This is a genomic window from Mycetocola sp. CAN_C7 (assembly GCF_015752285.1).
Lineage (GTDB): Bacteria > Actinomycetota > Actinomycetes > Actinomycetales > Microbacteriaceae > Mycetocola_A.
Genome location: NZ_JADOUY010000002.1, coordinates 331,129 through 352,374 on the forward strand (window position 1 = coordinate 331,129; position 21,246 = coordinate 352,374).

The 21,246-nt window shown below is 65.9% G+C and carries 19 protein-coding genes; 5 read left to right on the plus strand and 14 right to left on the minus strand.

The window, feature by feature from the left end; genetic code table 11:
• Window positions 1–23: 23 nt before the first annotated feature.
• Window positions 24–1,235: a chorismate synthase gene (aroC, locus tag IWX78_RS05245; protein WP_196832398.1), complete on the minus strand. Its 1,212-nt coding sequence runs from the start codon at window positions 1,233–1,235 to the stop codon at window positions 24–26.
• 83 nt (window positions 1,236–1,318) lie between these two features.
• Between aroC and IWX78_RS05250 the strand changes: the two genes are divergently transcribed.
• Window positions 1,319–2,056, plus strand: coding sequence for an SDR family oxidoreductase (locus IWX78_RS05250; RefSeq protein WP_196832399.1), 738 nt, complete (start codon window positions 1,319–1,321; stop codon window positions 2,054–2,056).
• Between the two features lie 9 nt (window positions 2,057–2,065).
• Here the strand turns inward: IWX78_RS05250 and IWX78_RS05255 are convergent, their stop codons facing one another.
• The 12 genes from IWX78_RS05255 to IWX78_RS05310 form a co-directional block, all read right to left on the minus strand.
• A complete protein-coding gene (locus IWX78_RS05255; RefSeq protein WP_196832400.1) occupies window positions 2,066–2,932 on the minus strand; it encodes a shikimate dehydrogenase in 867 nt (288 codons plus the stop codon).
• Window positions 2,932–4,371 carry an endolytic transglycosylase MltG gene (mltG, locus tag IWX78_RS05260; RefSeq protein WP_196832401.1) on the minus strand — a complete coding sequence of 480 codons (1,440 nt, stop codon included), beginning with the start codon at window positions 4,369–4,371 and terminating at the stop codon, window positions 2,932–2,934. The genes IWX78_RS05255 and mltG overlap by 1 nt, the downstream gene beginning before the upstream one ends.
• Window positions 4,368–4,844: a Holliday junction resolvase RuvX gene (ruvX, locus tag IWX78_RS05265; protein ID WP_196832402.1), complete on the minus strand. Its 477-nt coding sequence runs from the start codon at window positions 4,842–4,844 to the stop codon at window positions 4,368–4,370. The genes mltG and ruvX overlap by 4 nt, the downstream gene beginning before the upstream one ends.
• 15 nt (window positions 4,845–4,859) lie before the next feature.
• Window positions 4,860–7,517 carry an alanine--tRNA ligase gene (alaS, locus tag IWX78_RS05270; RefSeq protein ID WP_196832403.1) on the minus strand — a complete coding sequence of 886 codons (2,658 nt, stop codon included), beginning with the start codon at window positions 7,515–7,517 and terminating at the stop codon, window positions 4,860–4,862.
• Window positions 7,518–7,558: 41 nt separating this feature from the next.
• The gene (locus IWX78_RS05275) at window positions 7,559–7,792 is read right to left on the minus strand and encodes a hypothetical protein (RefSeq protein ID WP_196832404.1); all 234 of its coding nucleotides are present in this window, start codon (window positions 7,790–7,792) and stop codon (window positions 7,559–7,561) included.
• 143 nt (window positions 7,793–7,935) lie between these two features.
• On the minus strand, window positions 7,936–8,565 hold the full coding sequence (rpsD, locus tag IWX78_RS05280; RefSeq protein ID WP_196832405.1) for a 30S ribosomal protein S4: 630 nt from the start codon (window positions 8,563–8,565) through the stop codon (window positions 7,936–7,938).
• 331 nt (window positions 8,566–8,896) lie between these two features.
• Window positions 8,897–10,372 carry a replication-associated recombination protein A gene (locus tag IWX78_RS05285; RefSeq protein ID WP_196832406.1) on the minus strand — a complete coding sequence of 492 codons (1,476 nt, stop codon included), beginning with the start codon at window positions 10,370–10,372 and terminating at the stop codon, window positions 8,897–8,899.
• 71 nt (window positions 10,373–10,443) lie between these two features.
• Window positions 10,444–11,466 carry an iron-siderophore ABC transporter substrate-binding protein gene (locus IWX78_RS05290; protein WP_196832407.1) on the minus strand — a complete coding sequence of 341 codons (1,023 nt, stop codon included), beginning with the start codon at window positions 11,464–11,466 and terminating at the stop codon, window positions 10,444–10,446.
• Between the two features lie 42 nt (window positions 11,467–11,508).
• Window positions 11,509–12,351 carry an ABC transporter ATP-binding protein gene (locus IWX78_RS05295; protein ID WP_196832408.1) on the minus strand — a complete coding sequence of 281 codons (843 nt, stop codon included), beginning with the start codon at window positions 12,349–12,351 and terminating at the stop codon, window positions 11,509–11,511.
• Window positions 12,348–13,403, minus strand: a complete 1,056-nt coding sequence (locus tag IWX78_RS05300) for a FecCD family ABC transporter permease (RefSeq protein WP_334684574.1) — start codon at window positions 13,401–13,403, stop codon at window positions 12,348–12,350. The genes IWX78_RS05295 and IWX78_RS05300 overlap by 4 nt, the downstream gene beginning before the upstream one ends.
• The gene (locus tag IWX78_RS05305; protein ID WP_196832409.1) at window positions 13,400–14,437 is read right to left on the minus strand and encodes a FecCD family ABC transporter permease; all 1,038 of its coding nucleotides are present in this window, start codon (window positions 14,435–14,437) and stop codon (window positions 13,400–13,402) included. Before IWX78_RS05305 ends, IWX78_RS05300 begins: the two co-directional genes overlap by 4 nt.
• A complete protein-coding gene (locus IWX78_RS05310) occupies window positions 14,437–15,390 on the minus strand; it encodes a siderophore-interacting protein (protein WP_196832410.1) in 954 nt (317 codons plus the stop codon). The genes IWX78_RS05305 and IWX78_RS05310 overlap by 1 nt, the downstream gene beginning before the upstream one ends.
• Before the next feature lie 147 nt (window positions 15,391–15,537).
• Here IWX78_RS05310 and IWX78_RS05315 point away from each other — a divergent pair, with 147 nt between their 5' ends.
• The 4 genes from IWX78_RS05315 (at window position 15,538) to IWX78_RS05330 (ending at window position 18,988) form a co-directional block, all read left to right on the plus strand.
• Window positions 15,538–16,332, plus strand: a complete 795-nt coding sequence (locus tag IWX78_RS05315; RefSeq protein ID WP_196832412.1) for a peptidylprolyl isomerase — start codon at window positions 15,538–15,540, stop codon at window positions 16,330–16,332.
• A gap of 87 nt (window positions 16,333–16,419) precedes the next feature.
• Window positions 16,420–17,649, plus strand: coding sequence for a DUF349 domain-containing protein (locus IWX78_RS05320; RefSeq protein ID WP_196832414.1), 1,230 nt, complete (start codon window positions 16,420–16,422; stop codon window positions 17,647–17,649).
• A 17-nt stretch (window positions 17,650–17,666) separates the two neighbouring features.
• On the plus strand, window positions 17,667–18,335 hold the full coding sequence (locus IWX78_RS05325; protein WP_196832416.1) for a phosphatase PAP2 family protein: 669 nt from the start codon (window positions 17,667–17,669) through the stop codon (window positions 18,333–18,335).
• 95 nt (window positions 18,336–18,430) lie between these two features.
• Window positions 18,431–18,988 carry a type IV toxin-antitoxin system AbiEi family antitoxin gene (locus IWX78_RS05330; protein ID WP_196832418.1) on the plus strand — a complete coding sequence of 186 codons (558 nt, stop codon included), beginning with the start codon at window positions 18,431–18,433 and terminating at the stop codon, window positions 18,986–18,988.
• Here IWX78_RS05330 and IWX78_RS05335 read toward each other — a convergent pair.
• Window positions 18,967–21,216: a RelA/SpoT family protein gene (locus IWX78_RS05335; protein WP_196832420.1), complete on the minus strand. Its 2,250-nt coding sequence runs from the start codon at window positions 21,214–21,216 to the stop codon at window positions 18,967–18,969. The two genes, IWX78_RS05330 and IWX78_RS05335, sit on opposite strands and share 22 nt — an antisense overlap.
• Window positions 21,217–21,246 lie beyond the last annotated feature (30 nt).

Here is a 21,246-nt window from a genome sequence, read left to right on the forward strand (position 1 = left end):
GGGAAGCGGAAGGTGTTCCCCGGTCACTGGAGTTCGGGAGCGGACTCCGTCGCGCTCTTCAGGCTCTCGGGAATCGCGGCGAGGTACCCGTCGAGGTTGCGTTTGGTCTCCTCGACGGCGTCACCGCCGAACTTCTCGAGGACGGAGTTCGCGAGCACGAGCGCGACCATGGCCTCCGCAACGACACCGGCGGCGGGAACGGCACAGACATCCGAACGCTGGTGGTGCGCACCGGCGGCCTCGCCTGTGGCGATGTCGATCGTCCGCAACGAGTGCGGAACAGTGGCGATGGGTTTCATTCCCGCGCGCACGCGAAGCACGGTGCCAGTGCTCATCCCACCCTCGGTTCCTCCGGCCTTGTCGCTGGAGCGGACGATCCGGTCGCCGAGCGCGAACAGTTCGTCGTGAGCGGCCGAACCGCGGCGGGTGGTGGTGAGGAAGCCGTCGCCGACCTCTACTCCCTTGATCGCCTGGATGCCCATGAGCGCCTGGGCGAGCTGGCCGTCGAGCCGCCGGTCCCAGTGCACGTGCGAACCGAGCCCTGGCGGAAGACCGTAGGCCAGGACTTCGACGACACCGCCGAGGGTGTCGCCGTCCTTCTTGGCGTCGTCGACCTCGGCGACCATCAGGGCCGAGGTGGCCGGGTCGAAGCACCGCAAAGGATCGGCGTCGAGCCGGTCGACATCAGCGGGCGTCGGAAGAGGGTTGCCTTCCGGAACACGCACGGGACCGATTGAGAGGGTATGGCTGACCAGGGTGATGCCGAGCTCGGCCAGGAAGGAACGCGCGACGGCGCCGAGCGCCACGCGGGCGGCCGTCTCACGGGCGCTGGCTCGTTCGAGGATCGGCCTGGCTTCGTCGAAGTTGTATTTCTGCATGCCGACGAGGTCGGCGTGGCCGGGGCGGGGACGGGTCAGCGGGGCACTGCGTCCGCGGGACTTCTCGGTCTCCTCGACGGGCTCGGGGTTCATGACCTCGACCCATTTCGGCCATTCGGTGTTGCCGATGCGGAGTGCGACCGGGCTGCCGAGGGTGAAACCGTGGCGCACGCCCCCGGAGACGGACAGCGCGTCTTCCTCGAACTTCATCCGGGACCCGCGACCGTAGCCGAGCTTGCGCCTGGCGAGATCCGCTCGGACGGCGTCGAGCGAGACGGGTACGCCGGCGGGAAGACCCTCGACGATTGCAATGAGTTCCGGGCCGTGAGACTCTCCGGCAGTGAGCCAACGAAGCATGCTCCTATCCTTCCACAGCGGGTGGCCGCGCTCGGACCGGGGACGCTAGCCTGCAGAGAAGCCCCGTCGACCCGATCGGATGAATGGCAGAGAACATGGACATCCTCGTCACCGGAGGAACAGGCACGCTCGGTTCACTCGTCGTCGACCGGCTGAGGTCGGTCGGCCACACCGTTCGGGTTCTCAGCCGTTCGCGGAAGCCCGGTGTCGTGACCGGGGACCTGCTGTACGGCGAGTCGCTCTCAGCAGCGGTCGCAGGCGTTGACTCCATCGTGCACTGCGCGACCGGGAGAAACGACGCTCGCGCGACCACGAACCTGCTTCGGGCAGCCGGCAGCGCCGGGGTTCCCCACATCGTCTACATCTCCATCGTCGGCATCGATCGCATCCCCTTCGTGTACTACCGCCAGAAACTGCGGGCCGAAGCAGTTCTCTCCGGCAGTGGGCTGCCGTTCACCATCCTCCGTGCCACCCAGTTCCACACCCTGCTCGCCGGAATCTTCGACGTTCAACACCGACTGCCTGTGCTGTTCGTCCCCGCCGTCCCGGTACAGCCGGTCGACGCCGCCGAGGTGGCTGATATCCTCGCTCTCCTCGCCACCGGGGAACCGGCCGGACGGGTGCCTGATGTCGGAGGGCCTGAGATACGCCCGGCGCAGGACTTCGCGCTGGAGTGGCAGCGCGCAGAAGGCGACAGCCGTCGTCAGGTGCTGCTACGTCTGCCCGGCGCCACCTTTCGTGCACTGCGCGCGGGGCACAACGTGGTTCGCGGGCTCCCGACCGGTTCGGGAACGTTCGGCACGTATCTCGCGTCGAGATGACCGACGGGCTCAGGCGATCGGGATGCCCGACGAGTCGAGACCGACGGATGCCAGCATGGCGTCGAGAACGGTGTCCTCGCCGTCGAGAGGCGCGAACGGATCGTTCGAGACGAAGATCCGAATCTGGATGAGAGCCTGATGGACGAGCATCGAGAGTCCGTTCGCGACCGTGCCACCGGCGGCCTGCCACTGCGATGCGAGATCGCTCGGCCATGGCTCGTACGCGACCGCGAGCAAGGCGGCCCCCGTCAGAACGGCATCCGGGTAGACCACAGGCGCCGGCGCACTGCCGGGAAGAGTGTTGACCACGAGCTGCGGCACGGCACGGAGACCGATGTCGTCGAGGAGGCCGAGCTCGACCGTGAGACCCACCCGGCGACCCAGGTCGACGAGCGGCGCTGACTTCTGCGGGTCCCGTGCAAGGATCGACACGGACAGTGCACCGAGTTCAGCAGCGGCCACGACCGCACTCGCCGCGGTCGCGCCTCCGCCGAGGATCTGCACGTGGGTGGCCTCACTGACGCCGACCGCAGCGAGCGACCGGACGATGCCAGCGACATCCGTGTTGTAGCCGAAGAGACGGCGTTCAGGACCCACTCCGGTGAAGCGGAGGGTGTTCACCGCGCCGGTGAGCTCAGCCAGGCGGTCACGGGAGTCCGCGAGCTCCCACGCTGCCGACTTGAGCGGCATCGTCAGAGAGAGACCGCGCCAGCCGTCATCGAGCCCGGCGACGATGCCAGCCAGGTCGGCGGCACCGACCTCCTGGGAGCCGTACTCCCAGGAGAGCCCGAGCAGGTCATAGGCGGTGCGGTGCAGCAGCGGCGACCTCGAGTGCGCGATCGGTGAGCCGAACACCGCGAGCCGCTCGGTGCTCATCAGCAGCCCTTGCCCGGGTTCTCCCGGCACCAGGTCCGCAGCTGCGCGACGGCCTGCTCGTGCTCGGCCACGGTATCGGTGAAAACCGTTTCTCCGGTGTCGAGGTTGACGGTGACGAAGAAGAGCCAGCTGCCATCGGCAGGCGCCATTGCGGCCGCGATGGCTGTGTCACCCGGGCTCGCGATCGGCCCGATCGGCAGCCCGGATCGGACGTAGGTGTTCCACGGATTGTCGGATTCGAGGGCCTCCTTGGTCGACCAGACGGATCCGGATTTGGTTGTGTCTGCGTACTGGGCAGTCGAGTCCATCTCGAGCTTCATGTCGACGGCGAGCCTGTTGTAGATGACCCGGCTGACCTTGAAGAAATCGTCGTCGAGGCGGGCTTCGCGCTGAATGATCGATGCGACGATGAGAACCCGCTCACGGTCGGCTTCGGGAACAGCGGCGGAGTCCAGGGAGCTGATCGTGCGGTCGACGAGAACCTGGATGACCTGCTCGGCGGTCAGGCCAGGGTCGAAGGTGTACAGGGCAGGAAACAGCCACCCTTCGATGGAAGGAACAGTCGCAGGGATCCCGAACTGCGCCGGGTCTGCCGCTGCGGCTTCGAAGTCGGCGACGGGGATCTCGGTGCCGGCCGACAGCTCGGTGAAAATCTCGGCCCCGGTGATGCCTTCGCGCAAGAGAACGGTGCGTTCTTCCTTGTTCTCCGGGTCGAGGAGTGCATCGAGAGCGGACTGCGCACTCATCTTCTTGGCCAGCCGATAGACGCCCGGCTGGAAGACGGGCTCGGCATCCTGCGCTACCAGCAGATCGTAGAAGGCCTCACTGGTTTTGGTGACCCCACTGTTCGTGAGCGTCTGGGCGATCGCCGTGCCATCGTCGCCAGCGACGATGGACACCATCACCTCGCCGCTTCCTGCACCTTCGTAGTCGTTGGGTTCTTCCCAGCCCATCACGGACCGGATCTGGGGCTCGAAGGTATTCCAGACGTAGAGGCCTCCCCCGCCGATACCGCCCACGAGGACGAGCACGACGAGCGCAGCGATCCAGCCGGTCTTCTTGCGCTTCTCGCGTGGAGGGTAGTCTCCCGAGGCCGATCGACGTGAGGCACGGTCACCCGCAGGAACGCCTGCGCGGACGGCCGCGCCGTCGGCATCCGGAGTCGCCGCGGCGGATCCTCCCCGTGCCGCCTGTTCACGGGCTTCGCGCCGCGATGCCGGGGCGGCGGCAGCTGCTGCCGGTGCGTCCTGGGATACTGTGTCCGACGTCGCGGGAGACACGGCGTCACTGCCTGACACGTCACTGCCTGATGCGGCAGTGGCCTTGGTCTGCTCGGTCGCGTCTGCGGCATCCGTCGTCCCGCGAGTGGCAGGAGTTTCGTCGTCTCCCGATCCGAAAATGGCGTCGAACGCGTCGTCGCGTGGCGTCTGTTCAGTCACTCCTGGGATCCTTCGTTCGTACTGATGAGGGAGCCGGGCGGCACGGTACTGCCGCGCTCCGCGTCGAGGGCGTGCTGCAAGATTATGACGGCCGCGATCTGATCGACAATCCCGCGCGACCCCTTCTGCTTGCGCCCTGACGTGCGCAATGCAGAATTCGCTGAGACCGTCGAGAGTCGCTCATCGACGAGTCGCACCGGGATCGTGGATGCCGTCGCGAGCTGTGTCGCGAAATTCACGGCGTCCTCTGTCGAGGCGGTGCGCGAACCGGAGAGCGCAAGCGGGAGCCCGACGACGATTTCGATCGGGTCGAGTTCCGCCGCGATCTGGAGGATCCGCCGGATATCTGCGTCGCCGGTTGCGGCGCGGGGAACCGTCTCAACCGGCGTCGCCAGCATGGCGTGGGCGTCTGACCTGGACACACCGATGCGTGCCTTGCCGACATCGATGCCGACCCGAACGCCCGTGCGCATCCCGAACGTCACCGGCTAGCGGGCGACCGCGTCGACAATGGCGGACAGTGCTGACGGAATCGCAGTCGCATCCGACCCGCCGCCCTGCGCGAGGTCGTCCTTGCCGCCGCCTCCACCGCCGAGGATGCCGGCAGCAGTGCGAGCGAGCTGCCCGGCCTTCGCCCCGGATTTCCTGGCGGCATCGTTCGTGGCGACGATGACGATCGGCCGGTCGTTCACGGTGGCGGCCAGGGCCACGACGGATGCCTCGGAGCCGAGTCTCTCGCGCACTCCGGTGACCAGCGCACGCAGGTCGTCCTGTGAGGCGAGAGCGCCGACGCTCTCGGCGACGATGCGGTGCTGACCACCCGTACGGGCGTTGGCGACGAGGGCGGGAATGCGCTCGGACAGCGCACGGGCCTCGAACGACTGGATCTTCTTCTCGGCCTGCTTGAGGTTCGCGACGAGCTCGGCGATCCGGTCAGGCAGCTGTTCACGCGGCGTCTTGAGGGACGAGGTGAGCTGAGAGACGATCGCCCGCTCGGCGGCGAGGTCCTTGAACGCCTCGAGCCCGACCAAAGACTCGACGCGACGGTTGGTGGAGCCGACGCTGGATTCGCTGACGAGGTTGATCATCCCGATCTCGGCGCTCGACGAGACGTGCGTCCCTGCGCAGAGTTCACGTGACCATGGTCCCCCGATGTCGACGACACGGACCACGTCTCCGTACTTCTCGCCGAACAGTGCCATGGCTCCGAGCGACTTCGCCTCGTCGAGCGGCAGCTCACGGGTGACGACCTCGAGGTTGTTCCTGATGGCCTTGTTCGACACGTCTTCGATCTCCGACTTGGTCTCAGGGGAGAGGCCGGAGTTCCAGGAGAAGTCGAGGCGCAGGTAGCCGGCCTTGTTGTACGAACCGGACTGGTGGGCGTTGGGGCCCAGGATCTGACGAAGTGCGGCGTGGATGATGTGGGTCCCCGAGTGGGCCTGCTTCGCGCCGCGGCGGTAGTCGGCGTCGACGACGCTGCGAGCGATGTTGCCGACGCCCACCTCGCCCGTGCTGACCTGGACCTTGTGGCTGATGAGTCCCTTCACCGGCTTCTGCACGTCGAGGACTTCGAGTTCGAAGCCCTGGCCGACGATGAGTCCCTGATCGGACTCCTGCCCCCCGGACTCGGCGTAGAGCGAGGTCTCGGCGAGGATGACCTCGGCGATGTCTCCTGCGACGGCAGACGTCACGGAGTGTCCGTCGACGATGAGCCCGAGAATGCGGGTTTCGGTCTCGAGGTCGGTGTATCCGGTGAATACCGTTTCGCCCTGCGCGCGGAAGGCACTGTAGACCGACAGGTCCGCCAGCGCCGTCTTCTTGGCTTTGGCGTCTGCCTTGGCGAGTGACCGCTGGTTGGCCATGAGCGCGTCGAACGCCGAACGGTCGACCGCGAGCCCTGCCTCTTCGGCGATCTCGAGGGTGAGATCGATCGGGAACCCGTAGGTGTCGTGGAGCAGGAAGGCGGTATCGCCGGGGAGACGAGCGCTTCCGGAATCTTTCGTCTTCGTGACCGCGAGGTCGAGGATGGTCGTCCCGCCGGCGAGGGTGCGGAGGAAGGTCTCCTCTTCACCGAACGCGGCCTGCGAGATGCGGTGGTAGTCGTGTTCGACCTCAGGGTATGCCGACTTCATGGCATCCCGGGAGGCCCCGAAGAGCTCGGGGAAGGACGCACCGTCGACACCGAGCAGGCGCATGGCCCGCACCGTGCGGCGCATCAGTCGGCGGAGGATGTAGCCCCGACCCTCGTTGGACGGTGAGACGCCGTCGCTCATGAGCATGAGCGAGCTGCGCACGTGGTCAGCGATGACGCGCATCCGCACGTCGTCGGTGTGGTCGGCTCCGTACCGTTTTCCTGCGAGAGCGGCGGCGCGGTCGAGGACCGGCCGGACCTGGTCGATCTCGTACATGTTCTCGACGCCCTGCTTGAGGAAAGCGACGCGCTCGAGCCCCATGCCGGTGTCGATGTTCTTCTTCGGCAGTTCGCTGACGATCTGGAAGTCGGTCTTCGACCGCACATCACCGATCAGGTACTGCATGAAGACGAGGTTCCAGATTTCGACGTACCGGTCGTCATCCGTCGCCGGGCCGCCGTCTCGTCCGTATGCCGGTCCGCGGTCGAAGAAGATCTCGGAGCACGGGCCGGCGGGGCCCGGCTGACCGGTGTGCCAGTAGTTGGTGTCTTTGTCGAGTCGCTGGATGCGCTCCTCGGGGAGGCCGGCGATCTTCTTCCACAGGCCGATGGCTTCGTCGTCGTCCTTGTAGACGGTGACCCAGAGATCCTTCTCGTCGAAACCGTAGCCGCCGTCGCTCTCAGGAGAGGTGAGCAACTCCCAGGCGTAGGAGATGGCGCCTTCCTTGAAGTAGTCGCCGAACGAGAAGTTGCCTGACATCTGGAAGAACGTGCCGTGTCTGGGAGTCTTGCCGACTTCTTCGATGTCGTTCGTGCGGATGCACTTCTGGACGCTGGTCGCACGAGGGTATGGAGCAGGAACGAGCCCGGTCAGGTAGGGGACGAACGGCACCATTCCAGCCACGGTGAAGAGCAGCGACGGGTCGTCCGAGACCAGCGAAGCGGAGGGGACGACGGTGTGGCCGCGCTCGGCGAAGAAGTCGAGCCAGCGCTGGCGAATATCAGCGGTCTTCATGGGTCCGTTTCGGGATGTGTTCGGGTGCGCAGCAGCGCAGGTCAGTTCTTGTTGAGGTCGCCGAGAGCGTCTTCGGCATCCCGGGCGAGGTCGTCGATCTTGTCGCGGAGTTCTGCCTCGCGCTCCTTGTAGGCGTCAGCGACCGTTTCGCTGAACTCCCGGAGCTTCTGGTCCAGATCGGCGAAAAACTCCTTGCCGCGCTGGGTCTTATTGATTTCGTGGGCGACGACGAAGCCGGCGCCGATGCCTGCGATCAACCAGAGCAAGTTCTTCATAGGGGGCTCCTCCAATAACTGTGGGGCGGATGCTTCCAAGCTATTCATCCTATCGGGTGAGCCTGACGACCGACCGAACGCTGCGGGGACGACAAAACGGGGCCGCGGCAATGCCGCGACCCCGTCTGTTCGATAAGCAGTGCTTAGCGAGCTGCGTAGTACTCCACCACGAGCTGAACTTCACAGGTCACGGGGACCTCTGCACGCTTCGGACGACGCACGAGGCGTGCCTGGAGCTTGTCGAGTTCGACCTCGAGGTAAGCAGGAAGCTTCGGAAGGACCTCGGCGTGTCCGCCGGCGGCCGCGACCTGGAAGGGCTCGGTGCCCTCGCTGCGAGGCTTGACGTGGATCATCTGTCCCGGCTTGACGCGGAAGGACGGACGGTCGACGAGCTGGCCGTCGACGAGGATGTGACGGTGCACGACGAGCTGGCGAGCCTGCGCGGTGGTGCGGGCGAAGCCGGCGCGCACGACGAGTGCGTCGAGACGCATCTCGAGGAGCTCGACCAGGTTCTCACCGGTCAGGCCCTGGGTGCGGCGAGCCTCTTCGAAGGCGATCTTCAGCTGCTTCTCGCGGATGCCGTACTGGGCGCGCAGACGCTGCTTCTCGCGCAGACGCACCGCATAGTCGGAGTCGGTCTTGCGCTTGGTGCGGCCGTGCTCACCGGGAGCATACGGACGCTTTTCGAGGTACTTTGCTGCCTTCGGGGTCAGGGCGATGCCCAGTGACCGCGAGAGGCGGGTCTTGCTGCGGGTACGTGACTTGGTAGACACGGGTTCCTTTCGGTGGAATCTCTGACAGTGTGGTGCCGGCGCACAGAAGCACGACCGGAAAGTAAGAGGGGTGAGCCGGAACAGTTCGGCTAAAGAACATGTCCGTCAACCCGATTCAGTGCAGCCATACATTCAAATCGGGCCTAGGCCAGCAACAATCCTAACACGGGAGAGGCCCGGCGGCGTCGCGATGCCGGGCGGTGTCGGCGAGGGCATCCGGTGCGGTCGAGGGCTCCCGGCGTGCGGGGTGCTTTCGTCCGGAAGTGGTGCCCTCGCACCTCGGTGGATGCAGCCAGGCATGGCGACGCGACCGGCTTTCCTCGAACGCGGGTCAGCGGCCTCCGCGCACGATGCGCATGAGCTTCGCGAGCCGGGAAGACACTTCGCGTTCGTTCCCGTGCTGTGTGGGCTGGTAGTAGCGCACTCCGCGCAGTTCATCCGGGAGGTACTGCTGTTCGACGACACCGAGGTCGGCGTCGTGCGGGTACCGGTAGCCCTTGCCGTGCCCGAGTCGTTTGGCCCCGGCGTAGTGGGCATCGCGCATCGGTTTCGGGACGCGCCCGAAGTTGCCTGCGCGCACATCGGCGATCGCCTGGTCGATGGCGACATAGGAGGCGTTGGATTTGGCCGCCGTCGCCAGGTACACGACAGCCTCTGCCAGTGGAATCCTGCCTTCGGGCATCCCGATGAACTGGACGGCATCTGCCGCGGCGACGGCAACGAGCAGGGCGTTGGGGTCGGCCATGCCGATGTCTTCTGACGCCGAGACGATGATGCGTCGCGAGATGAACCGGGGGTCCTCCCCCGCCTCGATCATTCTCGCGAGGTAGTGGAGTGCGGCATCGACATCGGACCCGCGGATCGACTTGATGAACGCACTGATCACGTCGTAGTGCTCATCGCCGTTCCGGTCGTATCGGAGGAGCGCACGGTCGACAGCAGACGACACGACATCGGCGGTGATGACCGGCCGGCGATTGGGAACGGGTGTCGGAACGTCGGCGGCCGTGTCCTCGTCGACTTCGTCGACTTCCTCTTCCTCGTCGTCCTCGTCCTCGTCCTCGTCGACGTCGACTTCGGCGTCGTCGCGAGACGTCGCGCCCTTATCGTCCGTGGAGACCGCGTCGAGGGAATCAGCGCTGACGGATGCCGCCTCGAGCGCCGTCAGGGCACGTCGCGCGTCGCCGGACGCCAGTCGGATGATCGTGTCGCGGGCGTCGTCGGTGACCTCGAACCGGCCGCCGAGTCCGCGCGGGTCGTCGATTGCACGGTCGAGCACGATCCGGAGGTCGTCGTCGGTGAGTTGCTCGAGGGTCAGCAACAGCGAGCGCGAGAGCAGGGGTGAGATCACCGAGAACGACGGGTTCTCGGTGGTTGCCGCTACGAGGATGACCCAGCCGTTTTCGACACCGGGCAGAAGGGCATCCTGCTGCGCTTTCGTGAAACGGTGGATTTCGTCGAGGAACAGCACCGTCGACAACCCGTAGAGATCGCGACTTGTCATCGCTTCGTCCATCACCTGACGGACGTCGCGGACGCCGGCAGAGACGGCAGACAGTTCAACGAACCGCCGACCCGAGCTGTGAGCGATCGACTGGGCGATCGTGGTCTTTCCGGTGCCAGGTGGTCCCCAGAGGATCACCGATACCGAACCTTTGTCGCCGGACTTGCTCGTGGCGAGACTCACCAGCGGTGAACCCGGTTTGAGGAGGTGCTTCTGGCCGGCGACCTCGTCGAGACTCTTCGGTCGCATCCGCACGGCGAGCGGAACACTGCCAGAGTGCAGCGCTGCTGCCGTATTTGCCATGGAACAAGGCTAGCCGCACCCGCAGACAGTTGTGTCCTGCGGGCGCGGCCGGCTTGTGGGTGGGAGTGGTGCTACTTCACTGCTGCAGCGGCCTCGGCGAGGATCGCGACGTACTCGTCGATGCCCCAGGTCAGCGACAGCGCGCTGGGCGGGGAGACTGCGGCGATGAGTTCGACTCCGACGACGGATGCGACTGAGCCGTTAGCGACGGCCGGGATCGTCTGTGCATAGCTGGAGTTCAGGAAGGTGCTTTCGGCTTCCTCGGTGTCTGAGTAGCTCACGAGGATGTCGCTGTCGAGCTTGTCGAGCTCTTCATAGCTGAGTTCGTAGTAGAAGCTCGAGTCTCCGTTCGCGAGTTCCTCGACCGCTGGGGCGTCTTCGAGGCCGAGGTCGAAGAGGAAGTCGACGCGGGAATCTGCGCCCTTGTAGACGTAGAACTTTCCGCCGGAGTCGGCGACGGCTGCCACGGTCTTACCCGTGAGCTCGGGGTGCGCCTCGGCCTGGTCGGCGGTCGCTTGTTCGATGTCGTCGAGGACGGTTGCGGCTTCGTCGCTCTTGCCGAGCGCTTCCCCGACCGTGGTCACGACCTCGGTCCACGGCGTCGCCCACGGAGCGTCAGGGTAGGCGACGGTCGGGGCGATCTCGTTGAGCAGGTCGAACTGCTCTTCGGTGATGCCGGAGTAGACGGCGAGAATCAGGTCAGGTGCCTGCTCTGCGATCTGCTCGTATGCCGGTTCTTCGACCGTTGACGGGATGATCGCCGGGGTCTCGGCGTCGAGGTCGTCGAGGGCATCCGCGACCCATGGCAGAACGCCGTTCTCGTCTCCGCCGTAGCTCTGTGCTTCCATACCGACGGGGACGACGCCGACGGCGATCGCGGCATCCGTCGATCCCCAGCCGAGGGTGACGACCCGTTCGGGAGCCTCGGGGATCTCGGTCTCACCGAACGCATGGGCGATCGAGACAGGGAACGCACCTTCTTCGGGCGCTTCAGTGCTTTTCCCGGAGCCGGTGGATGCGGGCGCGCAGCCGCTGAGGGCGAGAGCGGTGACGGCTGCTGTTGCCAGCAGGGCGAGTCGGGGGCGGTAGGACACAGGGTCTCCAGATTCGTCGTGGGGTGTTTAGGTAAGCCTACCCTAAAACTCTTGACCGGTTGGGCGATGGAATCGACCGATGGGGATCACCATGGGCGACCCACAGACCGGGTCGGCGATGATGCGCGAGTCGAGCCCGAAGGCGCGCTTGACCAGCTCGGAGGTGAGCACGTCTGCCGGCGCTCCGTTGGCGACGACCGAGCCGTTCGCCATCACCACGAGGTGGTCGGCGTACCTGGCGGCGAGGTTGAGATCGTGCAACACCATCACCACGGTGGATTTCCTGGTGTGGTTCAGTTCCGCGAGCAGGTCGAGCAGCTCGATCTGGTGGGTGACGTCGAGGAAGGTCGTCGGTTCGTCGAGCAGCAGGATGTCGGGGTCCTGCGCGAGTGCCATCGCAATCCACACCCGTTGGCGCTGGCCTCCTGACAGTTCTTCCACCCGTCGACCGGCGAGCTCCGCCGTCGAGGTCGCCCGCATCGCCTCGGTGACGATCTCATCGTCGGTGCTCGACCATTGGCGGAACAACCCCTGGTGCGGATGCCTTCCGCGACCGACCAGGTCGGCAACCCGCACGCCCTCCGGAGCGATCGGTGATTGCGGGAGGATGCCAACTACCCGGGCGAACTCCTTCGACGGGTAGCTTGAGACACTGCGGCCGTCGAGGTTCACGATGCCGGCGGTCGGACGCAGGAGCCGGGCGATTCCGCGGAGCAGAGTGGACTTGCCGCACGCATTCGCCCCGACGATGACAGTCACCTCGCCGTCGGGGATGGCGAGGTCGAGGTCGGACACCACGGCACGGCCGTCATAGGACAGGCTCAGCCCGACGGCGTCGAGGTCGTGAGCGTCTTTGGTGATGGTCGGCAACTGGTTCCCGGTCATGCGCCGCGGCCTCCTCGGTCGGCTGTGGCGAGGAGCCACAGCAGGTAGGGGGCACCGATGATGCCCGTGATGATGCCGGCAGGGACCTGTAATTCGCCCGGAAGCGCGTGCTGGGCGACGAAATCGGCACCGAGCACGAGCACGACCCCGACCAGGGCGCTGGAGACCAGGGCGAGGGAACCGTCGCCGACGAGGCGCCGGGCGATCGGCGCCGAGACGAAGGCAACGAACGCGATCGGACCGACGTAGGCCGTCGCGACAGCGCACAGCGCGACGGCGATGAGCAGCAGGAGCAGTCGGGTTCGCTCGACGGGTACCCCCAGTCCGCCTGCAGTGTCGTCGCCGAGCTGCAGGATCCGCAGGCGTCCGGCGAGTACCCCGACGAGCGGCAAGAGGATCGCGAGTCCTGCAGCGAGTACAGCGATGTCCGACCACTCAGCTCCTCCGACGCCGCCGACCATCCAGACCAGCGCCTGGGAGACGTCTCGAACGTCGCCCCGGGTCAGGAGGTACCCGAGTACGGCCTGCAGGAGAAAGGCGACGCCGACACCGATGAGAACGAATCGGTAGCCGCTCATTCCGTTCCTCCACGCCAGGAGGTAGATCGCCGCAGCGACGATGAGAGCACCACCGAATGCGCTGAGGGACACGACGGCACCGCTCGCACCGAAGAGAAGGATGGCTCCAGCTGCTGTCACGCTCGCTCCCCCCGAGATGCCGATGAGGTCAGGGCTCGCCAGGGCGTTGCGCAGCAGACTCTGGAACAACGCTCCCGCGACCGCAAGGGCGGCTCCGGCGAGGATGCCGAGGACGACGCGGGGCAGGCGGAGACGGAAGACGATCACATTGTCGCTCCCTGTGCCCTGTCCGAGAAGCGTCAGGAGAAGATCAGGCAGCGAGAGGGAGTACGCACCGATTGCGAGGCTCAGCGCGGCTACGGCAATGGCGAGGGAGCTGAGAATGACGAGGATCCCGCGCTCCCGGCCGCGCCGCGCCCAATCGGATGCGGAACGAGACGGCCAGACGGCATCCGGCGTCAGCGTCGCGCTCACAGTCCGGTCACTCTCGAGCGGCGCACGATGACGATGAGCACGGGGGCGCCGATCACGGCGACGACGAGTCCCGCTTCGATCTCGCTGGGGTAGGTGAGCAAACGACCGACGACGTCTGCAGCCAGGAGCATGGCTGGACCGAGAACAGCAGCGTAGGCAAGGATCCAGCGATAGTCGGGCCCGGTGAACGGCCGGACGAGGTGCGGGATGACGAGACCGACGAAGGCGATCGGTCCGGCCAGGGCAGTGGCCGAACCGCAGAGCAGCACGATGGCGGCAGCAGCGAAGGCGCGGGAGAGTCCAATCCGCTGGCCGAGGCCCCTGGCGAGATCATCGCCAAGCGACATCACGTTGAGGGTCGAACCGATTGCGAACGCGAGCACGGCGCCGACCGCGAAGAACGGGAGGAGCGCGCCGACGGTGTCGAGGTCCCGGTTCACCAGCGAACCGACCGACCAGAACCGATAGCTGCTGAGCGTCTCGACATCGGTGATCAGGAGGAGGGTGATGATCGACGTCAGACCGGCGGTCAGCGCGGTGCCTGCCAGGGCCAGTTTGACCGGGGTTGCTCCGTCGCGCCCGAGTGTTCCGATGACGTACACGACGACCGCGGCGACCGACGCTCCGGCGAAGGCGAACCAGATGTAGCCGGACGGGCTGGTGATCCCGAGAACACCGATCGCCAGCACGACGAACAGGGATGCTCCGGCGTTGACCCCGAGGAGTCCGGGGTCGGCCAGTGGGTTGCGGGTGATTCCCTGCATGAGGGTGCCGGCGAGAGCGAGTGCGCATCCGACGACGATCCCGATGATGGTGCGAGGAACGCGGAGTTCACGAATCACGAGGTGGTCGTTGTTTCCATCGACCGGGTTCACGAGCGCGCCGAGCACGCTGTCGAGCGACGTCGCGCGCGTGCCGAGGCTGAGGCTGAGTGCGACGATGACGACGAGCACGGCGACAGCGACGAGCAGGCCGATGCGTCGGCGCGTCGAGCTCCGCGCCTGTGGCGGAGCGACCGCCACTGAGGCCGCCATTACTGGGCTTCGGCTTTCCCAGCCCGCCAGTAACCCATGAACGCGATCCGTTTACGGTCGATTCCTGTCTCACTCACGAGAAAACGTCGAAGCGACTTGATCACGCCGGCCTCGCCGGCAAGCCAGGCGTAGAAGTCACCGGTGCTCTGCGCCTCCGGCGAATCCCAGATCAGTTCACGGTCGACGTCGACGTCGTCGAGCCTCTGGGCGGTGGACGAGATGGCTGCGCGGTACAGGGGCCGGTTGTGTGTGACCCAGGTGCGGACGGCGGGGCCGAGTGCGGTTCCGATGGGGGCATTCCCGCGCGGGAGCCAGGTGATCCGCGACCCGGGAGGAACGTCGACGGGAAGAACGTCGTCGCCGGTGGGGATTTCGATGAAGGCGTGTGCGGTACGACCGGTCGGCAACGATTCGAGCACGCTGCAGATCGCGGGGGCTGCTGTTTCGTCACCGACGAGAAGGACGCGGCGTGCGTCGCCCGGGTGCCAGTCGATGCCGATCGCGGAGTGGATGCTCCGGGCATCCGGTCCGACGAGAACGACCTCGTCCCCCGGCTGCGCCCGGTTCAACCAGCGAGATGCCGGGCCGCCGTCTCCGTGCGAGACCATGTCGACGTCGACCTCGCGTTCCTGCTGGCGCACGGCACGGACCGTGTAGGTGCGGAACGGATTACGAGCATCGTCAGGCAGCGCGCGCCAGCGGGAGTACCAGGAACCCTCGGTGATGGTCGCCGGGTCGGTTGCCCCGAAATCGCTCATACCGGTGTGTTCGAGAGGAAAGACGATTTTGAGCCGCTGGTCGAGCCGGTCGGCTCCGAAGCCTCCCAGATCGTCGCCCGTGAACGTCACCCGAACGAAATGCGGGCTCAGCCGCTCGAGACGGGCGACGGATGCCGTGAACGGGCGATACGCGGGGCGTGAGTCCTTCACAGGCGCTGGGCTCAGGGTAAGCATTACCTAAGTATGGCATGCCTAACCTCTCCTCTGCAGGGTGGACGCCATTTGGTGCGCACCCCCGCCGGACCGTAAAGTTCATCAGGGTGAGGATGCCGCAGGCTTCCCCACCGCGCGATTGCGCTCAGGCACCCATGGAGGATCCACGTGGCACCCAGCAAGACCGAAGACCGAGCAGCACGCGAGAATCGCGAGCGACTCCGCGGCTACAAAGCTCGCCAGGCCCTGCACGAGTACCGGATCCGGCGCCGGGTGAGGGACAACTGGATCGCCGGTATCGCGATCGTCGTCGTCGCCGCTGGTGCCACCTTCGCCCAGATCGCCTACTTCTCCATCGGCCCTGGCACCCCCGTCGCGACAGAGACGACAGCCCCCGAACCTACCGAGACCACCCCGAGCGGTGAGAACGTCGGCGACGTACCTGATTCCGCCCTGGCCGAGAACAGGACCTGGACAGGAACGCTCAGCGTGAACGACGTGCCGCTCGGCATCGAACTCGACGGAGCAGCCGCACCTCAGGGAGTGTCGTCCTTCATCTCACTCGCGCAGAAGGACTTCTACACGCAGGTCTCCTGCCACCGGTTGACCAACGGTGGCTTCTTCGTCCTGCAGTGCGGCGATCCGGAAGGCGATGGCAGTGGCGGACCGGGTTACAGCTACGGCCCGGTCGAGAACGCTCCAGCCGACGACGTCTACCCGGCAGGCACGATCGCCATGGCCAGGCAGGGTGAGAACGCCTACAGCATGGGCAGCCAGTTCTTCATCGTCTACGAGGACACCACGATTCCGTCCGACGGCGCCGGCGGCTACACCGTTCTCGGACGGGTGACGAGCGGCCTCGACGACCTCATCACCCAGGTGACCGATCAGGGCACCCAGGACGGCTCGGCCGACGGCCCGCCTGCCATCCCTGTGACCATCACCGGGGTGACGGTCGAATAGCCTTGCCGGGCGCGTGCGCCGAGGTAATAGGCTTGACCAGAGTTTCCGGTCGCACGCGAGTGCGACACCCACAGCAAGGTGAGGCACGTGTCCAATTCAGACCAGCAACCATGGGGCCGCGTCGATGAGTCCGGCGCCGTCTTCGTCCGTGAGGGCGAGGACTGGCGAGAAGTGGGCCAGTTCCCCGATGGAACCGCAGAAGAGGCCCTCGCCTACTTCGAACGCAAGTACGTCGACCTGGCCGGCCAGGTCACCCTCCTCGAGCAGCGTGTCAAGCGTGGGGCACCAGCGGCGGACGTCGCGAAGGCCGTCGCGCATCTCGCAACCACTCTCGAGGGAGCCAACGCGGTCGGCGACCTCGCCTCGCTCAAGACCCGGGTCGCTGCACTCGACAGCACCGTCGGTGAACTGACCGAACAGCAGGGCGAAGAAGCCAAGGCAGCGGTTGCTGAGGCCCTTGTCGCGCGGACGGCCATCGTCACCGAGGCCGAAAAGCTGGCAGCTCAGGATCCGGCTAAAGCCCAGTGGAAGAACACCACCGAGCAGATCAATGCTCTCTTCGCCCAGTGGCAGACCCACCAGCAGGAAGGTCCGAAGCTCCCCAAGGGCGAAGCGAATGACCTGTGGAAGCGATTCCGCGCCGCGAAGTCGACGATCGAGCAGAATCGTCGCGCCTTCTTCGCTGAGCTCGATTCGGTCCACCGTGACGCCAAGAGCCGCAAGCAGGCCCTGATCGAGAAGGCAGAAGCACTGATCGAGAAGGGTGTCGACGGCATCCCCGGTTACCGTGCTCTTCTCGATGAGTGGAAGCAGTCCGGTCGTGCGGGTAAGCGCCACGATGACGCGCTCTGGGCCCGGTTCAAAGCCGCAGGTGACGCCATCTATGCCGCCAAGTCGGAGGTCGACGCCCGCGATAACGCGGAGTTCCAGGGCAACCTCGACCTGAAGCTCGCTCTCCTCACCGAGGCGGAGCCGCTGCTGGCCGAGAACGACCGCGACAAGCTGCGTTCGGCACTCGCCGACATCCAGCGTCGTTGGGACGACATCGGCAAGGTGCCACGCGAGCAGGTCAAGAACGTCGAGGAACGACTCCGCAAGGTGGAACAGCACCTCCGCGCACTCGACGACGATCACTGGAAGCGCAACAACCCTGAAACGAAGGCTCGGACGGAGGGTCTCGCCGGCCAGCTCAACGCAGCCATCGCGAAGCTCGAAGCCGAGCTCGACGACGCCAAGGCGTCAGGCGACAAGGCGAAGATCGCCGAGGCAACCGACGCGCTCGAGGCACGGAAGCTCTGGCTGAACGCCCTGTCCTGACGGTGCGAACGACCTCGATGCCTCGCACGCGCGCCGCGCAGCCGAGTACGGCCTCGGCGCGCGTACGGCACGCTGCCCTCGGTGCGGGAGCGTTGGCGATCGCCGCGTTCGTGACAGTCGGCATCCTCAGTTATGGCCCTTCTCGGGTGTCTGCACCGCTCGACCAGTGGTGGTACGACCTCGTGCTCAGCTATCGAACGGATGCTGGAATCGTTATCGCATGGATCCCGGCTGTGATCGGCGGTCCGATCGCCATGCTCGCAATCGGACTGGCGCTCGTCGGTGCGTTTCTCTACCTCCGCTGGCGGGCGGTCGCCGCCACCCTGGCGTCAGCCATGGTCGTCTGCGTCGCGATCGCATCGCCGCTCGCAGCAGTGGTCGCGCGCACGAGACCGGTTGACTCCCTCGCAGAGGCGGTCCCGACCTCGTTCCCGTCCGGGCACACCGCCATGGCGGCATCCGTCGTCGTCGTCCTCGCGCTCGTGTTCCGCCGGACTGTGATGTGGGTGGCAGGCACAGCCTGGGTTCTCGTGATGGGCTGGAGCCGCACCTACCTGCACGCACACTGGCTGACGGATGTCGTCGCCGGCGCCTTCCTCGGAACCGCCGTCGGAATCGTCGTCTGGTACGCCATCGAGACCCTGCGCAATCGTAGGGCGGCCGCTTCCACCATCGCGTCGGGCTGACGACCGCTCTCCACATCTGCGCGGTTGCCCCCCTGCTGTGCACAGGACAACGGGTGTCGCGTCTCGATGCTCACCACACGCGCATGCTTGGCGCCGTGTCTTCCGTTCCGTCCGTGCTCACCACCGACATCCTGCCCCGTGCCGAACTCTCCGCTGCTTGTCTCGATGGGGAGCTCTTCGCCGTCGACGAGGCGTGGACCTGCGCCGACGAACCAGACAGACCCGAACTGCGTGCCCAGGTCCTGGCGTCGCTGTTGCCACGGTCGGCGCCGGCTGAACGCCTCGTGATGATGGGGCTGACGGCGGCCTGGCTCCTGGGGGCGACGGATGCTCCTCCGAGGCGACACGAACTCTGCTCGCGCACCACCGAACGGGTGAACCTGCGCCTCCCACCGCGGTTCGTGATTCGCGAGCTGCGGATCGCCGGGAATGAGGAGTGCGTGGTCGGCACCCTGCGTGTCACGACACCGGTCAGAACCGCATTCGATCTCGCACGGTCACCGATGCCGACAGCGACCGAGTTACTCGCTCTTCACCGTCTCGTCGCACGTTTCGGGATCGAACCGGCTGACGAGACATGGAGCTCGCTGCCGGGTGCCCGGCGGGCGCTGGGCAGGATCGCCGCGGCGGGTCAGCCGCCGTTGACGCGGTAGACGTCGTAGACGGCGTCGATGCGTCGCACAGCGTTGAGGACACGATCGAGGTGGGTGGTGTCACCCATCTCGAAGACGAAACGACTGATGGCGAGGCGATTGGTAGACGTCGAAACGGTTGCTGAGAGGATGTTGACGTGGTGTTCGCTGAGAACCCGGGTGACGTCGCTGAGCAGGCCGGCCCGGTCGAGAGCCTCGACCTGAATGTTCACAAGGAAGACGCTCTTCGATGTCGGCGCCCACTCGACGTCGATCATCCGTTCCGGTTCCTTGAGCAGGTCCTGCACGTTATGGCAGTCGCTGCGGTGAACGGAGACGCCAGAGCCTCGGGTGACGAATCCGACGATGTCATCGCCGGGCACCGGGGTGCAGCACTTCGACATCTTGACGAGGATGTCAGGTGCCCCGCGCACGAGCACGCCTGAGTCGCTGTGCGGGAGCTTCCGGGTGCGGCCACGGACCGGGAAGTCGATGGCTTCTGCCTCGGCCTCGCTGTCACCCTGCAGCAGCGCGGCGACCTTCTCGAGCACGGACTGGGTGGAGACGTGACCCTCGCCGACGGCGGCGTAGAGCGCCGACACGTCTTCGTAGCGCATCTGTGCGGCCACCTCGGCGAATGAGTCCTGGCTCATGAGCTTCTGGAGCGGGAGGTTCTGCTTGCGCATGGCGCGCGCGATGGCATCCTTGCCCTGCTCGATTGCCTCGTCGCGGCGTTCCTTCGTGAACCACTGCCGGATCTTGTTCCTGGCGCGCGTGCTCTTGACGAAGCTCAGCCAGTCCTGGCTGGGCCCTGAGTCAGGGTTCTTGGAGGTGAAGACCTCGACGACATCGCCGCTCGAGAGTTCGGTCTCGAGCGGGACGAGCCGCCCGTTGACCTTGGCACCCATCGTGCGGTGTCCGACCTCGGTGTGCACACCGTACGCGAAGTCGACGGGGGTCGCTCCGGCCGGGAGCCCGATGACGCGTCCCTTCGGCGTGAAGACATAGACCTCCTTGGCGCCGATCTCGAATCGGAGCGAGTCGAGGAACTCGCCTGGGTCTGCTGTCTCGGCCTGCCAGTCGGAGATGTGCGCCAGCCAGACCATGTCGTTCTCGTTGGCTTTCGCACCGGCGCTGCTCTTGCCGTTGACGTTCTCTTTGTATTTCCAGTGTGCCGCGACACCGTATTCGGCGTGCTGGTGCATCTCGTGGGTGCGGATCTGGATCTCGACGCTTTTGCCGCCAGGGCCGATCACTGTCGTGTGCAGCGACTGGTAGAGGTTGAACTTCGGCGTGGCGATGTAGTCCTTGAACCGACCGGGGATCGGCGTCCAGCGTGCATGGATCGCGCCGAGTACCGCGTAGCAGTCCCGGACGGAGTTCACGAGGATCCGGATGCCGATGAGGTCGTAGATCTCGTCGAAGTCACGACCGCGCACGATCATCTTTTGGTAGATCGAGTAGTACTGCTTCGGACGGCCGACGACTTTGCCGCGGATCTTCGCGGCCTTGAGGTCTTCGTTCACCGCGTCGATGACCTGATGGACGAGCTCTTCCCTCTCGGGTGTCCGCTGCTTGACGAGGCTCTCGATTTCGACGTAGAGCTTCGGGTACAGCACCGCGAACGACAGGTCCTCGAGCTCCCACTTGATGGTCTGGATACCGAGGCGGTGGGCGAGCGGCGTGTAGATCTCGAGGGTCTCTGTGGCCTTCTTCGCAGCCTTCTCCGGTGGCACGAAACCCCAGGTGCGCGCATTGTGGAGCCGGTCGGCCAGTTTGATGACGAGCACACGGATGTCTTTCGACATCGCGACGATCATCTTGCGGACCGTTTCCGCCTGGGCGCTCTCCCCGTATTTGACCTTGTCGAGTTTGGTGACGCCGTCGACCAGCATGGCGACTTCGTCGCCGAACTCAGCCCTCAGTTCGTCGAGGCCGTAGTCGGTGTCTTCGACGGTGTCGTGCAGCAGAGCGGCTGCGAGGGTCTTGGGTCCGATGCCGAGGTCGGCGAGGATCTGCGCGACGGCGACGGGGTGGGTGATGTACGGCTCACCGCTCTGCCGTTTCTGATTGCGGTGCGCCTGCTCCGCGACCGTGTACGCCCGCTCGATGATGGAGAGGTCGGCCTTGGGGTGATGCATCCTTGCGGTGCGCACCAGACGATCGACGGCACCTGCGGGCTGTGCCTTGGAGAAGATGCGCGGAACCAGTCGGCGCAGAGAGGCACTCGACGATTGCGTATCAGTCATCGGTCACCTCCTCCACACCCATTATCCCGC

Coding starts and splice junctions, on each gene's coding strand:
- aroC (WP_196832398.1), bottom strand. CDS start 1,235: ATGCTTCGTTGGCTCACTGCCGGAGAGTCTCACGGCCCGGAACTCATT.
- IWX78_RS05250 (WP_196832399.1), top strand. CDS start 1,319: ATGGCAGAGAACATGGACATCCTCGTCACCGGAGGAACAGGCACGCTC.
- IWX78_RS05255 (WP_196832400.1), bottom strand. CDS start 2,932: ATGAGCACCGAGCGGCTCGCGGTGTTCGGCTCACCGATCGCGCACTCG.
- ruvX (WP_196832402.1), bottom strand. CDS start 4,844: ATGCGCACGGGCGTTCGGGTCGGCATCGATGTCGGCAAGGCACGCATC.
- alaS (WP_196832403.1), bottom strand. CDS start 7,517: ATGAAGACCGCTGATATTCGCCAGCGCTGGCTCGACTTCTTCGCCGAG.
- IWX78_RS05275 (WP_196832404.1), bottom strand. CDS start 7,792: ATGAAGAACTTGCTCTGGTTGATCGCAGGCATCGGCGCCGGCTTCGTC.
- IWX78_RS05285 (WP_196832406.1), bottom strand. CDS start 10,372: ATGGCAAATACGGCAGCAGCGCTGCACTCTGGCAGTGTTCCGCTCGCC.
- IWX78_RS05295 (WP_196832408.1), bottom strand. CDS start 12,351: ATGACCGGGAACCAGTTGCCGACCATCACCAAAGACGCTCACGACCTC.
- IWX78_RS05305 (WP_196832409.1), bottom strand. CDS start 14,437: ATGGCGGCCTCAGTGGCGGTCGCTCCGCCACAGGCGCGGAGCTCGACG.
- IWX78_RS05310 (WP_196832410.1), bottom strand. CDS start 15,390: ATGCTTACCCTGAGCCCAGCGCCTGTGAAGGACTCACGCCCCGCGTAT.
- IWX78_RS05325 (WP_196832416.1), top strand. CDS start 17,667: ATGCCTCGCACGCGCGCCGCGCAGCCGAGTACGGCCTCGGCGCGCGTA.
- IWX78_RS05335 (WP_196832420.1), bottom strand. CDS start 21,216: ATGACTGATACGCAATCGTCGAGTGCCTCTCTGCGCCGACTGGTTCCG.